Source organism: Pseudomonas aylmerensis (genome assembly GCF_001702265.1).
Classification (GTDB): domain Bacteria; phylum Pseudomonadota; class Gammaproteobacteria; order Pseudomonadales; family Pseudomonadaceae; genus Aquipseudomonas; species Aquipseudomonas aylmerensis.
This window is the reverse complement of sequence record NZ_MAUE01000045.1, coordinates 106,530-121,059: the sequence shown is the minus strand read 5'-3', so window position 1 is coordinate 121,059 and position 14,530 is coordinate 106,530. Positions and strand designations below refer to the sequence as shown.

Here is a 14,530-nt window from a genome sequence, read left to right as displayed (position 1 = left end):
GTTGCTATCGCAGGCAAGCCAGTTCCCACATAAAGCTCGCTCACTTGAATCCGAGCTATTTCCACCAATATTCGACTTGCACACCCACATTCGACCCATGCCGCGCCGTGCCATAGGCGCCGGTATCGGACAACGCCGAGCCCGCCGCCAGTTCATTCGCCGCACGCTTGGCCGCTTCGTTCCAGCTCGCATAGGTGTAATACAACCGCACTTCCGGCCGCGCCCAGAAATCCGGGCCGTTGGGCGACCAGGTCGGGGCGAAGGTAAATTTGCTCAGCTTGCGCGTGCCGCCGCTGGCCTCGACCTGATCATGGCCGAGTTCGGTGACCAGCTTGAACTGCTCGCTGATGGCGTACGCCGGGCGCACGCCGACCGACATCCAGGTCTGGTCCTGGCTGCCTGGGCGAATGTCCTTCTGGTACACCGCCTCGATCTGCCCGCCAAAACGCGGGGTCACTTGCCAGTCGAAAAACTCGACGGCGCGATAACTTTTGCTGCTGTTGTCCAGGAAGGTATTGCCGGTGTAGCCCAGGCCGGTGCCGGGGCCTTCGCCGTACTGCAGGGCGAACTTGTTCTTGCCGCCGAGGAAAGGCTTCTGCACGTGTTGCGCGGTGATTGCCCAGCCGCTGTTGGTGTCGCGCCCACCGGCCTTTTCGATGTAGCTCAAGCCCAACTCCAGCTCACCGCCGGGGTTGGTCTTGAAGCCCGCGACGTTGAAGTCGTGACGGGTGGCGTATTCCTTCTGGTACAGGTTGTCCTTGCGCGAAATGGCGTAGCTGTATTTCAGGTCGCCGATCAGCACGTCCTCGATGCCACCGCCCGTGGCGCTCTGGTTCCAGTAGTAGAAGTCGGAGATATGGATGTCATTACGCTTGTAGTAACGCCGACCGGCCCACACCGAACCGCCGTTGAGCGCGGGCAGGTTCGACCATTGCGCATACATCTGCGGCATGCGCGCCGAGCCGTTGTCCTCGCCCTGGAATTTAAGCGCGCGGTCGTACTTGTTGTACAGCGAGGCCATGGCGTCGACGCTGAGTACAGAGCCGTCGTCGAGGGTCAGCAGGTCCTGGCGCAATTCCAGCTCCGCATATTGCTCACATTCGTTGCCCAGGCGGTACTTGGTTTGCGCCCCCGGCAACTGGAAACATTGCTGTTTGCCACTGCCCGTGGAAGTCCCCGCGCCGCTACGCAAGTAACCGGCAAATTCCAGCGCCTGAGCGCCCAGTGGAAGGGTCAGGCAGGATGCGACGAGGCCCAGTTTTATTGTTGTTTTCATGCAGCGCTCCTTTTATTTTTATTGTTTTCTTACTTTTTTTTACCCGACACGATCCCTTGCAGGAGCCAGCTTGCTGGCGATAGCGGTCCGCCGAGCGATAGCGATCTGGAGGGCGCTATCGCCGGCAAGCCGGCGCCTACAGGGAATGGTGGTGCTTCAGTCTTTCAGGTGCAGGACGAACGATTCATAGGGGCGCAGTGCGACCGTGCCGGTGCGCTGCGGGCAATCGGGGTAGTTGCTGATCAGCAGGCGTTGTTCGCTGGCAGGGTTGATCACGTCATCCGGCAGCTGGATTTCGCATGGCGTGCCATAGAAGTTGTTCAGTACCAGCAAGCGCTCGCCCTGCCCCTCGCGCAGGTACGCCCAGACCTGCAAATGGTCCTGCAGCAGTTGGCGGTAAACGCCGGTCTGGATCAGCGGTTCGTGGCGACGCAAGTCGATCAGCGCGCGGTAGTGATGCAGCACCGAATCCGGGTCATCCAGTTGGCTCTGCGCATTGATCTGCGCTGCATTGGCCGGGATCCCGATCCACGGTTCGCCGCGACTGAAACCGGCATTCGCCTGGGTGTCCCACTGCATCGGCGTGCGGCTGTTGTCGCGGGACTTCTGCATGATCGCCGCCATGCTCGACGCCTCGGACTCACCGGCATCGCGCTTGAGACGAAAGATGTTCAGGGTCTCGACATCGCGGTATTGCTCGATCCGGTCGAACCCCGGATTGGTCATGCCCAGCTCTTCGCCCTGGTACACAAACGGCGTGCCCTGCAGGAAGTGCAACGCGGTGCCGAGCATCTTCGCCGAGACCACGCGGTGCTCACCGTCGTCACCGAAACGCGAGACCACCCGCGGCTGGTCGTGGTTACACCAGAACAGCGCGTTCCAGCCGCCACCGGCCTGCATGCCGAGCTGCCAGTCAGACAGAATCTGCTTGAGTTGCAGGAAGTCGAAGTCCGCCCTCACCCACTTCTGCAGGTTCGGGTAATCGACTTTCAGGTGATGAAAGTTAAACGTCATCGACAATTCTTTCGACGCCGGATTCGAGTAGCGGATGCAATGTTCCAGGCTGGTGGATGACATCTCGCCGACGTTGATCAGGTCATGGCCTTCGAAGACTTCGCGGTGCATTTCCTGCAGGTATTCATGCACGTTCGGGCCGTCGGTGTAGAAGCGGCGGCCGTCGCTGTGGTCTTCGGGAAAGTCCGCTGGCTTGGAGATCAGGTTGATCACGTCCAGGCGGAAGCCGCCCACGCCCTTGTCGCGCCAGAAGCGCATCAACTTGAACACCTCGGCGCGCACCTGGGGGTTGTCCCAGTTGAGGTCGGCCTGGGTGTGATCGAACAGGTGCAGGAAATACTGGCCGGTTTGCGCCTCGTATTCCCAGGCCGAGCCACCGAACTTGGATTCCCAGTTGTTCGGCTGGTCGCGCCAGATGTAGAAGTCGCGGTACGGGTTGTCGAGGCTGCTGCGCGCCTGCTGGAACCACGCATGCTCGATGGAGGTGTGATTGACCACAATGTCGAGCATCAGCTTGATGCCGCGCTTGGCCGCTTCGCTGATCAGCAATTCGCAATCGGCCATGGTCCCGTAGCTGGGGTCGATGGCGTAGTAGTCGCTGATGTCGTAGCCGTTGTCACGTTGCGGCGAGCGCAGGAACGGAGTGACCCACAGGTAATCCACGCCCAGCCATTTGAGGTAATCGAGCTTGTCCACGATGCCGAGCAGGTCACCGGTGGCGTTACCCGCGTGGCTGTGGAAGCTTTTGGGGTAGATCTGGTAGATCACCGAGTGTTGCCAGTCTTGCATGGTGGACTCCTTTGAAATGTGTGCGGGCCTTGCCGGCGATAGCGGTCGGTCAGGCGACGCGATAACCAGGCCGAACGATCTTCATGCTCAATGCACAGGTCAGAACAAACGGCACGACCATCGCCACCACCATCCCGATCACGAAGCTTGGGATGTACTGCGGAATGATCGAGATGAATCCGGGCAAGCCGCCGACACCGATGGCCGAGGCCTGCACCTTGTTCAGCGAGAGGAAAATACTGCCCAGTGCCGAGCCGAGCAGCGCGGCATAGAACGGAAATTTGAAGCGCAGGTTCACGCCGAACATCGCCGGCTCAGTGATGCCGAAGTACGCGGAAATCGCCGAGGTCGAGGCCATGCTTTTATCCCGCGCATTGCGGGTGGTGTAGAACACCGCGAGTGCTGCGCTGCCCTGGGCCAGGTTGGACATCACAATCATCGGCCAGATAAACGTGCCGCCCTGGGTGGAGATCAACTGCAGGTCCACGGCGAGGAACATGTGGTGCATGCCGGTGATCACCAGCGGCGCATACAACAGGCCGAAAATCGCCCCGCCGACCATCGGCGCCAGGTCAAACAGGGTGACCACGCCTTCGGTGATCAGGATCCCGAGGTGACGCGTGACCGGGCCGATGATCGCCAGCGCCAGCACACCGGTGACGACGATGGTGGTGATCGGCACGACCAGCAGTTGAATCGCGTTGGGCACGCGAGCGCGCAGCCACTTCTCGATCACGCTCATCACGTAGGCCGCCATCAGGATCGGCAGGATCTGCCCCTGGTAGCCGACTTTTTCGATCTTGAACCAGCCGAAAATATCGAAGTACGGCAGGCTCTGGCCGTCGAGCCCGGCGACCGCCTTGCCGTAGTTCCAGGCGTTGAGCAGGTCCGGGTGCACCAGCATCAGGCCAAGCACGATGCCGAGGATTTCGCTGCCACCAAAACGCTTGGCCGCCGACCAACCCACCAGCGCCGGCAGGAACACGAACGAGGTGTTGGCCATCAGGTTGATCAGGCTCCACAGCCCATCCAGGTTCGGGTAGGCCTCGAGCAGCGTCTTGCCGTCGATGAACATGCCCTTGGCGCCCATCAGGTTATTCACCCCCATCAGCAGGCCGGCGATGATCAGCGCGGGCAGGATCGGCATGAACACATCGGAAAAGACCCGCACCAGACGCTGCATGGCGTTGGTCTTGTCGGCGCCCTTCTTCTTCACGTCGGCGATGGTGGCAGCGGCGAGGCCGGTCTGTTCGCGCAGGGCGGCGTAGACCTTTTCCACTTCACCGGGGCCGATCACGACCTGGAACAGGCCGCCGGTGAAGAACGAGCCCTTGACCAGGTCGACCTGGTTCAGCGCGCTGCTGTTGACCAGGCTCGGGTCCTTGAGCGCCAGGCGCAGGCGGGTTACGCAGTGGGCAGCTTGTTCAAGGTTATCGCTGCCACCGAGGTTCTCGAGAATCTCGCGGGCAATCGTCGAATAGTCGTGGCTCATGCTTGGTTTCCACTTTGATTTTTTTATTTGGGGGCAGTCATTGGCAGCACGCCGAGGGCAAAAGTACTCGTCTGTACGAGTTAAAGCAACAACTCGTCTGTACGAGTTACAAAATGTTTATATCTTGTAGGCTGTCATATCGCTGGAGGCCGCAGATATCCAAGGGTCTGATGGACAAACCCCACCTCTGCCACTAAGGTTCCTGCCGTGAACGCACCGTTCACTTTCATCAAGTCGGGCACAGAGCCATCCCCATGAGCAAATACAACCAGATCTATACGGATCTGCTTGCCAGCATCACCACTGAACGTTTGCAACGCGGCACGCGCCTTCCCTCTGAAACCGAATTGATGGACGCCTACCAGGCCAGCCGTGGCACCGTGCGTCGGGCTATCGAGCAGTTGCAGGAGCGCGGGTTCGCGCAAAAAATCCACGGCAAGGGCACGTTTGTGCTGTCGCCCAACCCGATTGAATTCCAACTGGGCGGCATCGTCAGCTTCCACGAAACCCACGCCGACCTGGGCGACGACGTCCGCACCGAAGTCGTCGAATTCACCCAGCTGCCCCTCGATGGCCCACTGTTGCAACACATCGAGGCCGAGCCCGGCACGCTGATCACGCGTATCAAGCGCGTGCGACGCATCGGCGGCAAACGGGTGATCCTCGACATCAACCACTTCGTCGCCGACCTGATCCCAGGCCTCGACCGCTCGATTGCCGAGCAGTCGATCTACGCCTTCATCGAGCAGACCCTGCAACTGCAGATCAGCTACGCCCAACGCACCATCGAAGCCCTGCCGCGTGGCAAGGACGATCAGACGCACCTGGACCTCGAAGGCCAGAGCCATGTGATCGTGGTGAGCAACCAGACGTTTTTGCAGGATGGGCGGCAGTTCGAATACACCGAGTCGCGGCATACGCTGGATAAGTTTTATTTTTCGGATATTGCGCGGCGTTAATTATCTACCTGCCGCCCTTCTGAAGGGCTGGGCATGCTCCGCTCTCCCCCTTCAAGGAGAGCACCATGCCACTTGCCGACACCTCCCCCGCCGCCCAGCACCAACTCCGGGCCCTGGCCCCCGTGGTGCTGGACGCCTGCCCGAACATGCAGACGATGGCCCGCGAGGCCGCGTGTGAAATTCTCGCCAGGCATGACCTGGCAACCCTGGATCCCGATCACCTGTACTGGCACCGCTTCAAGGGCGGCTACAGCGACCCTGCCACCTTCACCGGCTGGGGCCATAACGAGAAACCGCAAGAGTCGATGACCCTCACGCAGTTGGTCATTCACCGTTTCAATGTGCACGACCAGGACAACGCCGACCTGCTCGACGGCGACGGCGGTTTTTATCGCGAGGGTGCCGAGGCGCGCCTGTTCGACCACCACAACGAAGTGCAACTGTCGGCTCGCGCAGTGCTCAATGACTTCTGGGCAATCAACTTCTGCGACCGCTACACCACGCGCACGGAGACCTTCTGGCGCACACACTTCGATCACTTCCGCACCCTGGCCAAGGTCAACTGCCTGGCCGAGGCCCTGCAAGCCCGGCAGGCCGGACAGCTCAGCGCGTCACAGTTGCAGACCGTCATCAGCGCGTGCGCTGGCAACCTGCGCTGGCCGCCGACGCTGCCCAACCTGCAAACCGAAGCACCTTCGGCACACGGGCTGCGCGTGGCGGCGCTGGATATAGGCGGGCATATCGCCACGGACCTGCTGCGCATCATCGATGCCGACGGCCGGCAAATCCTTTATATCCCCGGCGAGACGCAGACCTTCCACTGTTTCGAGACACCGGCCGACCTGCATTTCTGGCTGCTGAACCAGACCAATCACCCGGATAAACGCGCACGCTTCATGGCCCACTTCCCCCTGTCGGCCCAGGTCCAGCAGGACGAGACCGACGCCGTTACCTGGAAGCAAATGCTGCTCACGCCGGTGCTGATCTATCGCACCGGCCAGGCCCTGGCGGGCACCCTGCCGCCAGACTGGGTGGACAAGGGCCTGTACCACCAACTCGACCAACTGTTTATCGACTGGGGCACCTGGGATCACCACCTGATCAATCAGATCGACCAGACGATTACGGGTGATGCATTCACGTGGCTGGCACACTCCAGCCAAGCGCGCATGCGCAACGATGCCGATTTCTCCCTGCGCAGTAATGGCGACCTGCGCAAGAAACTGTGGATCGGTTACCTGAATGCATTCGGCAAAACCTTCGGCCCGATGGCCGTGGCGGGCTGGCCAGTGGCGCTGGTGGTCATGGGCGCCAGCATGGCCAATCTTGGCTTGAATCTCGACCAGGCAATCAACGGCAAAACCCCGGCTGAACGCCGCGCCGGAGAACTGGGTGCGATACTCAGCGCCATCGACACGTTATTCAACCTGAGCCTGCTGAAAGCCGACGGGGTCATGCCGGATATCATTGAAGTGGCCGACACTCGGGCAGTTGAACCGATTGCAGCGACCGAACCCGCAAAGCCTGCCGTCATACCTGCCGCCTATGAACCCGCAGTGCCCGCCACTTACCAGACCAACCTCATACTGGAAGGCGAAACCCTCAACACTGCCCCGGGAAAGTACCACCAGGTCTACACCCTCAGGTCCTCCGACGACATGGCACAGCACGCGATCCTGCTGAACGATGAGGCTTATTACGTGCGCTACCAGGCTGACCCCAATGGTCGTGGTTATTGGGCCGTCGTCGACCCGGACAACCCCCACGGTTTTTCCGGCTCGCTGCCAGTGCGGCTCAATCAATTTGATAAATGGGAGCGGGTGCCCGTCAACGGCTTGAAAGGCGGCGGCGGCAATTCCAGCAAAGCCGCTCGGGTGCCGGCCCCCACGCCCATCACACCGCCCCCGGAGCCGACGATTGCGCCCACCAACCCACTGCGCAGGGTGACCACGCCATTCGACACCCCACCCTCCACCCGTGCCGAGGTCAAACGCTGGGCATTGGGCCTGCCTGAAACCCATGTTCACAGCCGCTTCAGCCACATTGATCGCTTCACCCACTACTTCAGCGCAACACACAACAAACTGCTGCAAGCGGCGAAAGACTTCTACAACGAGCTGTCCTGGACCCCATTACCACCTCGTCCGGCTATGGCGGCTTTCGAACCCACCGCCACCCTCGATGAAGTGCTTGAACGCCTGCCTGACGCCATACCGGGCTACGCCATCGGTGAAACCCTCGACCGTATTACCAGCACCCGCCTGGTGATCGAAAAGCTAGCGTTTTTTGCACGCAAAGGCGTGAAAACCCTGTACATGCGCCGCCTGCTCAACGACTTCGTCCAGGATGACTTGAACCAGTATTGGCACACAGGGGAAATGTCCGAAGACCTCGACAACTACCTGAGCCGACTGGGCACCGACCCGGCCGGGCAATTCAATGAACGGGAACTGGTCAAGGCAGCCAGGGCCAACGGCATACGCGTGCAGGCCTTCGACTGCGCAGCGCACTACAAATACCCCAACCCTATCGCCGACCTTTCAGAACAAGCGATGAGCAACTACCTCGCCCACACCGTCATGCAAACCGACAGAGCCCTGAACGGCGGCGGTAAATGGCTGGTCCTCACCGACGCGAAAAACATCAACACCTTCAACGGCTTCGCCGGTATCAGCGAGCTGGAAGGGGGGATCGGGCTGCGTATAGAAGAGGTGCTGCCGGGGCAGGGTCACGACGTGCGTATCGACCCCGGCATCGCCATTGATCGCGACAGCGCCCCCAGCCATGAAAGCGTCGGCGACAGCTTCGACACCCTGCATGCCGACCTGCGCGTACAAGTGGAAGCCCCGCGGGTGCACCGGACGCTGGAGCAAAACCAGCGACTGCTGTTTCGCAAGGGCATGTACGTGATCGACGAAAACCAGGGCAACTACACCTTGCTGCACCACAGCCGCGACAGGGGGATCGTCTCCACGCCCATCAATCGGCTGGTCGACGGCAGCTTCTACATCGAACGTCCCGCCTGGGTAGGCGTGCATGAGGTGCACTTCCCCACCCTGGAAAAACTCTCCAGCGCCCTTACCAATATGGGCATGAGCCTGCAAAGTCGGGTTCCTGCCTGATAGGCAATAAAAAACCTGGCCGAGGCCAGGCTTTTTACTCACTCAACGCAGGCCATTCAGGCCCGCCTTGCTTATTCCCACTCAATGGTCGCCGGCGGCTTGCTCGACACGTCATAAGTCACGCGCGAAATACCTTCGATCTCATTGATGATACGGCCGCTGACGGTTTCCAGCAGTTCGTACGGCAGGTGTGCCCAACGGGCGGTCATGAAGTCGATGGTTTCCACCGCACGCAGGGCCACGACCCATGCGTAGCGACGGCCATCGCCGACAACGCCAACCGATTTGACCGGCTGGAACACCACGAAGGCCTGGCTGACCTTGTGGTACCAGTCAGCCTTGCGCAGTTCTTCGATGAAGATGTGGTCGGCGCGACGCAGCAGGTCGGCGTATTCCTTCTTCACTTCACCGAGGATCCGCACGCCCAGGCCCGGGCCAGGGAATGGGTGGCGGTAGACCATGTCGTACGGCAGGCCGAGTTCCAGGCCGAGGCGGCGGACTTCGTCCTTGAACAGTTCGCGCAGCGGTTCTACCAACTTGAGGTTCATTTCCTCAGGCAGGCCACCCACGTTGTGGTGGGACTTGATCACATGGGCCTTGCCGCTCTTGGCGCCGGCCGACTCGATCACGTCAGGGTAGATGGTGCCCTGGGCGAGGAACTTGATGTTGTCCAGCTTGTTGGACTGGGCATCGAAGACGTCGATGAAGGTGCGACCGATGATCTTGCGCTTCTTCTCAGGGTCGGACTCGCCGGCCAGGTTGTCGAGGAACTGGTCCTCAGCGTTGGCGCGGATCACCTTCACGCCCATGTTCTCGGCGAACATGGCCATCACTTGCTCACCTTCGTGCAGGCGCAGCAGGCCGTTGTCGACGAACACGCACGTCAGTTGGTCGCCGATGGCTTTGTGCAGCAGCGCAGCAACCACGGAGGAGTCAACGCCGCCGGACAGGCCGAGCAACACGTTGTCGGTGCCGACCTGGGCGCGCACCTGGGCAATGGCGTCTTCAGCGATTTTCGACGGAGTCCACAGGGCTTCACACTCGCAGATATCGAGGATGAAGCGCGACAGGATGCGCCCGCCTTGCTTGGTGTGGGTCACTTCCGGGTGGAACTGCACGCCGTAGTAACGACGCTCGTCGCTGAACATGCCGGCGATCGGGCAGCTCGGGGTGCTGGCCAGGATGTGGAAGTCTTCCGGCATCTTGGTGACCTTGTCACCGTGGCTCATCCATACGTCGAGGCCGAACAGGCCGTCGGCGTCGATGTGGTCTTCGATGCCGTCCAGCAGGCGGCTCTTGCCGACCACGTCGACACGCGCGTAACCGAACTCACGCAGCTCGGAACCTTCGACCTTGCCGCCCAGTTGCTCGGCCATGGTCTGCATGCCGTAGCAGATACCGAAGACCGGCACGCCCAGGTCGAACACTGCCTGTGGGCAACGCGGGCTGTTGGCTTCGTGCACGGACTCGGGGCCGCCGGCGAGAATGACGCCTTTTGGAGCGAATTCGCGAATCGCTTCGTCATCCATGTCGAACGGATGCAGTTCGCAGTACACGCCGATTTCGCGCACGCGGCGGGCGATCAGCTGGGTGTACTGGGAACCGAAGTCGAGGATCAGGATGCGGTGGGCGTGAATGTCGAGGGCCATGAGATCAGTCTCGTCTAATGAATCAGAAACAACTCGGGGCTGAATAAGACAGCCCCGGTTACTTAACTATTTGCTGGAAGCCTCAACCTACGCGGTAGTTTGGCGCTTCCTTGGTGATCTGTACGTCGTGGACGTGGGACTCGGCCATGCCAGCACCGGTGATCCGCACGAACTCAGGCTTGGTGCGCATTTCTTCGATGTCGGCGCTGCCGGTGTAGCCCATCGAGGAACGCAGGCCGCCCATCAGTTGATGGATGATCGCGCTCAGGGTGCCCTTGTACGGAACACGGCCTTCGATGCCTTCCGGTACGAGCTTCTCGGCGCCTGCCGAAGAGTCCTGGAAGTAGCGGTCGGAGGAACCTTGCGCCTGGGACATGGCGCCCAGCGAACCCATGCCGCGGTAAGCCTTGTACGAACGGCCCTGGAACAGTTCGATCTCGCCTGGCGCTTCTTCGGTACCGGCGAACATCGAGCCCATCATCACGCAGGAAGCACCGGCAACGATGGCCTTGGACAGGTCACCGGAGAAACGGATGCCGCCGTCGGCGATCAACGGTACGCCGGTGCCTTCAAGGGCCGCGGCGACGTTGGCGATGGCGCTGATTTGCGGCACGCCTACACCGGCGACGATACGCGTGGTGCAGATCGAGCCAGGGCCGATACCGACCTTGACGGCGTCGGCGCCGGCTTCGGCCAGGGCCTTGGCAGCAGCGCCGGTGGCGATGTTGCCGCCGATCACCTGTACTTCAGGGAAATTCTGTTTGACCCAGCGAACGCGGTCGATCACACCTTTGGAGTGACCGTGAGCCGTGTCGACCACCACCACGTCAACACCGGCAGCCACCAGGGCCGAAACACGGTCGCCGGTGTCTTTACCGGTACCGACTGCAGCACCCACGCGCAGACGACCTTGGTCATCCTTGCTGGCCAGCGGGTAGGCCTTGGCTTTTTCGATGTCGTTGACGGTCATCATGCCCTTGAGGGCGAATTTGTCGTCGACGATCAGCACGCGCTCGATGCGGTGCTTGTGCAGCAGTTCGCGCACATCGTTCTTGTCGGCGCCTTCCTTGACAGTGACCAGACGCTCTTTGGGCGTCATCACTTCGCGGACGGTAACTTCAAGACGGTTCTCGAAACGCACGTCACGGGAAGTGACGATGCCGACCAGGTCGCCATCGTGCAGCACCGGAACGCCGGAGATGTTGTGCAGGCGGGTCAGGTCGAACAGGTCACGCACGGTGGCGTCGGCTTCGATAGTGATGGGATCTTTCACCACACCGGCTTCGTAACGCTTGACCTTGCGCACTTCGGCAGCTTGCTGCTCGATAGTCATGTTCTTGTGGATGATGCCGATGCCGCCTTCCTGAGCCATGGCGATGGCCAGACGGGCTTCGGTGACGGTGTCCATGGCAGCGGAAACCAGGGGAATATTCAGCTCGATGCCACGGGTTAGGCGGGTCTTGAGACTGACTTCGTTAGGAAGCACCTCGGAATAACCGGGCACTAGGAGAATGTCGTCGAATGTCAGAGCTTCTTGGCTGATACGCAGCATCGCGGGGGCTCCCGAGCGGGAAAATGGAAGCGCGCCATTATATACATGCACCCTGTCAGGCTCAATGTAAAACTCTGACAAACTTGGTAATACTGATAGATGGAGAAAAACAGCCACTGCAGGAGCCGGCTTGCCGGCGATGAAGTCCCTGAGCCTTGCGCTCGACCCTCGGGCGCCATCGCCGGCAAGCCGGGCTCCTAAAGCGTTGAACGGCGGTGGTTTAGAGCTCGACCTTGACCCAACTCATCTTCTGATCGAGCCAATCGGCAAATTCGTCGATAAAGCTCTGCTTGAACCCCGCCTCGGCCCAGTTGTTGAAGATGAATCCCAGGTTGGAAAACCCGCATTCCTGCAGGAAAAGAAACCCGTTGATGTCGTCCTCATGCCCACACAGCGGGCAGGTGAAGTTGTCGGTGTGGCCGGGCATCCAGTCTTCGAGGCTTTCGAACAGCGCCTCGCCGACTTCCTTGAGGCACTCCGGGCAGCCGGCTTCTTCGAGGAAACCCTTGGCCGGCGTGTAGATGCAGCGCTTGTAGATGATCTCCAGGCCGTTGATCGGCTCGTTGAACGGCAACGCCTCGGGGTGCAGCACCACGGCACGCGCGCCATCGGCCAGGGCGTAGCCCATGCGATTGCCGGTGCGCCCGCAGGTGGTCAGCTCTTCCTTGATGATGTTCTTGCGCACCAGCCAACGCACGATCGCCCGGGCGCGGGGTTCGTGGACGGGCAAGGTGGAGATTTTCGGGACAAGGATGCTTTGCGAGTTCATGAGGCCTGGGAGTCCTGCGGTGTGCCGTCTGGCGCCTTCGCGAGCAAGCCCGCTCCCACATTTTGATTTGTGAATAGATTCAAATGTGGGAGCGGGCTTGCTCGCGAAGAGGCCCTGAAGGCTGGCAGCTTAATCCCTGCCCCACACAGGTCAAGTACTCAAATACCGCCCGATCAACGCAATCCCACTCGCCAGCACCAGCCATGTCACCAACCGCACGAACGCCTCGCGAGACATGCGCATCGTCAGCCTGCGCCCACACCACAATCCCAGGGCCATCGCCGGCAACAGGCACAGCGCCAACATCAGCAACGGCAGATCCGCATAGACCCCGGCAATCAGGAACAGCGTCAAGCGCACCACCGTGCTGCAACTGATCAGCGCGCTTTGCGTGGCGCGCGCCGCGTCCTTGGGCAGGCGACTGTTGAGGTAGATGGCATATAAAAAGCCACCACTGCCGAACAACGCACCAAACAGCCCGCCGACCGTGCCCATCGGGATCGCCCAGCCCGCCGCCAGCTGGGTCGGCCGCGCCTTTACGGCCAGGCTGTAAATCGCGTAGGCGCTGATAAACAGCCCCATCAACAGCAGCAACAGGTCCGAATGCAGGTTGAGCAAGAACACCACGCCCAGGGTGCAGCCAATCGCCATGCAGGGCAGCAACCGCAGCAGCTCCGGCTTGTTCACATCCCGGCGCGACTGCAGCAGGTTGCCAAACGCCGCGACAAAATCCAGCAGCACCAGTAGCGGGATGATCTTCGACAGCGGCATGAACACGATCAGGATCGGCCCCGCTACCAGCGCCGTGCCGAAGCCGGCGATGCCAAACACGATGTAGGCCACGACAATGCCCAGGCCGATCACCAGCCAATCCACACCGCCAAACGACCACTGACTCATCAGTTCAACCGGGCCCATGGGTGATTCCTTGTAAGAGATGGCCATCACTTTAGCCATTCGCGAGGGTTGCGACTAATATCTTCAAAGCCCTCCACCCATCTCGAAAAGGCATGACGCGTGATCTCTACCCGCCAACTGCGCTACTTCGTCGAAATCGCCGACAGTGGCAGTTTCAGCGCTGCCGCCGAGCGCCTGTTTGTCGCGCAATCGGCACTGAGCCGGCAGATCAAGGAGCTGGAGACCCAGCTGCAAACCCCGCTGTTCGAACGCACGGCGCGCCAGCCGCGCTTGACGGCCGCCGGTGAGGCCTTCTATCCGCGTGCACGCAACCTGCTGAGCGAGTTGCTCAAAGCCAGCGAAATGGCGACGCAGGTGGGCAACGGCCAACTCGGCACGCTACGCCTGAGCCATTCGAGCACCGTGCCGATGAGCGGGCCTTTGCTTGAGGGCATCAGTACTTGGCTCGCGCGCTGCCCCGGCGTGTCGATGGACATCGTCAAACTGTCCTCCGAAGCGCAACTGGAAGAAATCGCCGACGGTCGCCTGGAAGTGGGCCTGTTGCGCCTGCCCGTGCTGCGCCAGCGCGAAGGCGTGCGAGTAGTGCCTTTATACAGTGAACAACTGCTGCTGGCGGTACCGCCGAACCATCCCCTGGCGCGCAGTCAGGCGCCGGTCGAATTGGCCCAACTCAAGGATCAGGCGTTTATCTCGATCCCGCATCCGCAGCGCGGCGGATTGAGTTATCTGTCAGCCGAGTTGTGCATGCGCGCAGGATTTTTCCCCAAGGCCGCGCGGGTGATGTCGCGCAAGACCACCCAGCTGCAGCTGATCCAGGCCGGCTTCGGTATTGCCTTGTTACCAAAATCCATGCAGGACATCGCGCCCGCCAACGTGCACTTTTTGCCCCTGGCCGACCCGGACTGCCTGAGCACCGTGGCCCTGGCCTGCCCGCAGTCGCCGAGTGCGCTGGTGGAGCAGTTCTGTCAAACCCTGCACGAATGCCTATAA

General features: G+C 60.9%; 10 protein-coding genes. 3 read left to right on the top strand and 7 right to left on the bottom strand.

Translation table 11 applies throughout. The annotated features are described in order from the left end of the window. Positions 1-55: 55 nt before the first annotated feature. The 3 genes from BBG20_RS26335 to treP form a co-directional block, all read right to left on the bottom strand. Positions 56-1,276 carry a maltoporin gene (locus BBG20_RS26335; RefSeq protein ID WP_065908656.1) on the bottom strand — a complete coding sequence of 407 codons (1,221 nt, stop codon included), beginning with the start codon at positions 1,274-1,276 and terminating at the stop codon, positions 56-58. Between the two features lie 156 nt (positions 1,277-1,432). After that, on the bottom strand, positions 1,433-3,079 hold the full coding sequence (gene treC, locus BBG20_RS26330) for an alpha,alpha-phosphotrehalase (RefSeq protein WP_065908655.1): 1,647 nt from the start codon (positions 3,077-3,079) through the stop codon (positions 1,433-1,435). Between the two features lie 49 nt (positions 3,080-3,128). Further along, on the bottom strand, positions 3,129-4,571 hold the full coding sequence (gene treP / locus BBG20_RS26325; RefSeq protein WP_065908653.1) for a PTS system trehalose-specific EIIBC component: 1,443 nt from the start codon (positions 4,569-4,571) through the stop codon (positions 3,129-3,131). A gap of 254 nt (positions 4,572-4,825) precedes the next feature. Here treP and treR point away from each other — a divergent pair, with 254 nt between their 5' ends. Then, positions 4,826-5,530, top strand: coding sequence for a trehalose operon repressor (gene treR / locus BBG20_RS26320; protein WP_065908651.1), 705 nt, complete (start codon positions 4,826-4,828; stop codon positions 5,528-5,530). A gap of 65 nt (positions 5,531-5,595) precedes the next feature. After that, positions 5,596-8,652, top strand: coding sequence for a dermonecrotic toxin domain-containing protein (locus BBG20_RS26315; RefSeq protein WP_065908649.1), 3,057 nt, complete (start codon positions 5,596-5,598; stop codon positions 8,650-8,652). A gap of 71 nt (positions 8,653-8,723) precedes the next feature. On the opposite strand, the gene guaA is transcribed toward BBG20_RS26315, so the two are convergent. The 4 genes from guaA to BBG20_RS26295 form a co-directional block, all read right to left on the bottom strand. Further along, a complete protein-coding gene (guaA, locus tag BBG20_RS26310; protein ID WP_065908647.1) occupies positions 8,724-10,301 on the bottom strand; it encodes a glutamine-hydrolyzing GMP synthase in 1,578 nt (525 codons plus the stop codon). 82 nt (positions 10,302-10,383) lie between these two features. Next, positions 10,384-11,853: an IMP dehydrogenase gene (gene guaB / locus BBG20_RS26305; RefSeq protein WP_010207937.1), complete on the bottom strand. Its 1,470-nt coding sequence runs from the start codon at positions 11,851-11,853 to the stop codon at positions 10,384-10,386. A 220-nt stretch (positions 11,854-12,073) separates the two neighbouring features. Beyond that, the gene (locus BBG20_RS26300; protein ID WP_025859262.1) at positions 12,074-12,622 is read right to left on the bottom strand and encodes a hypothetical protein; all 549 of its coding nucleotides are present in this window, start codon (positions 12,620-12,622) and stop codon (positions 12,074-12,076) included. A 150-nt stretch (positions 12,623-12,772) separates the two neighbouring features. Further along, positions 12,773-13,540, bottom strand: coding sequence for a sulfite exporter TauE/SafE family protein (locus BBG20_RS26295; RefSeq protein ID WP_065908645.1), 768 nt, complete (start codon positions 13,538-13,540; stop codon positions 12,773-12,775). A 99-nt stretch (positions 13,541-13,639) separates the two neighbouring features. Between BBG20_RS26295 and BBG20_RS26290 the strand changes: the two genes are divergently transcribed. Then, the gene (locus BBG20_RS26290) at positions 13,640-14,530 is read left to right on the top strand and encodes a LysR family transcriptional regulator (RefSeq protein ID WP_065908644.1); all 891 of its coding nucleotides are present in this window, start codon (positions 13,640-13,642) and stop codon (positions 14,528-14,530) included.

Coding starts and splice junctions, on each gene's coding strand:
- BBG20_RS26335 (WP_065908656.1), bottom strand. CDS start 1,276: ATGAAAACAACAATAAAACTGGGCCTCGTCGCATCCTGCCTGACCCTT.
- treC (WP_065908655.1), bottom strand. CDS start 3,079: ATGCAAGACTGGCAACACTCGGTGATCTACCAGATCTACCCCAAAAGC.
- treP (WP_065908653.1), bottom strand. CDS start 4,571: ATGAGCCACGACTATTCGACGATTGCCCGCGAGATTCTCGAGAACCTC.
- treR (WP_065908651.1), top strand. CDS start 4,826: ATGAGCAAATACAACCAGATCTATACGGATCTGCTTGCCAGCATCACC.
- BBG20_RS26315 (WP_065908649.1), top strand. CDS start 5,596: ATGCCACTTGCCGACACCTCCCCCGCCGCCCAGCACCAACTCCGGGCC.
- guaA (WP_065908647.1), bottom strand. CDS start 10,301: ATGGCCCTCGACATTCACGCCCACCGCATCCTGATCCTCGACTTCGGT.
- guaB (WP_010207937.1), bottom strand. CDS start 11,853: ATGCTGCGTATCAGCCAAGAAGCTCTGACATTCGACGACATTCTCCTA.
- BBG20_RS26300 (WP_025859262.1), bottom strand. CDS start 12,622: ATGAACTCGCAAAGCATCCTTGTCCCGAAAATCTCCACCTTGCCCGTC.
- BBG20_RS26295 (WP_065908645.1), bottom strand. CDS start 13,540: ATGGGCCCGGTTGAACTGATGAGTCAGTGGTCGTTTGGCGGTGTGGAT.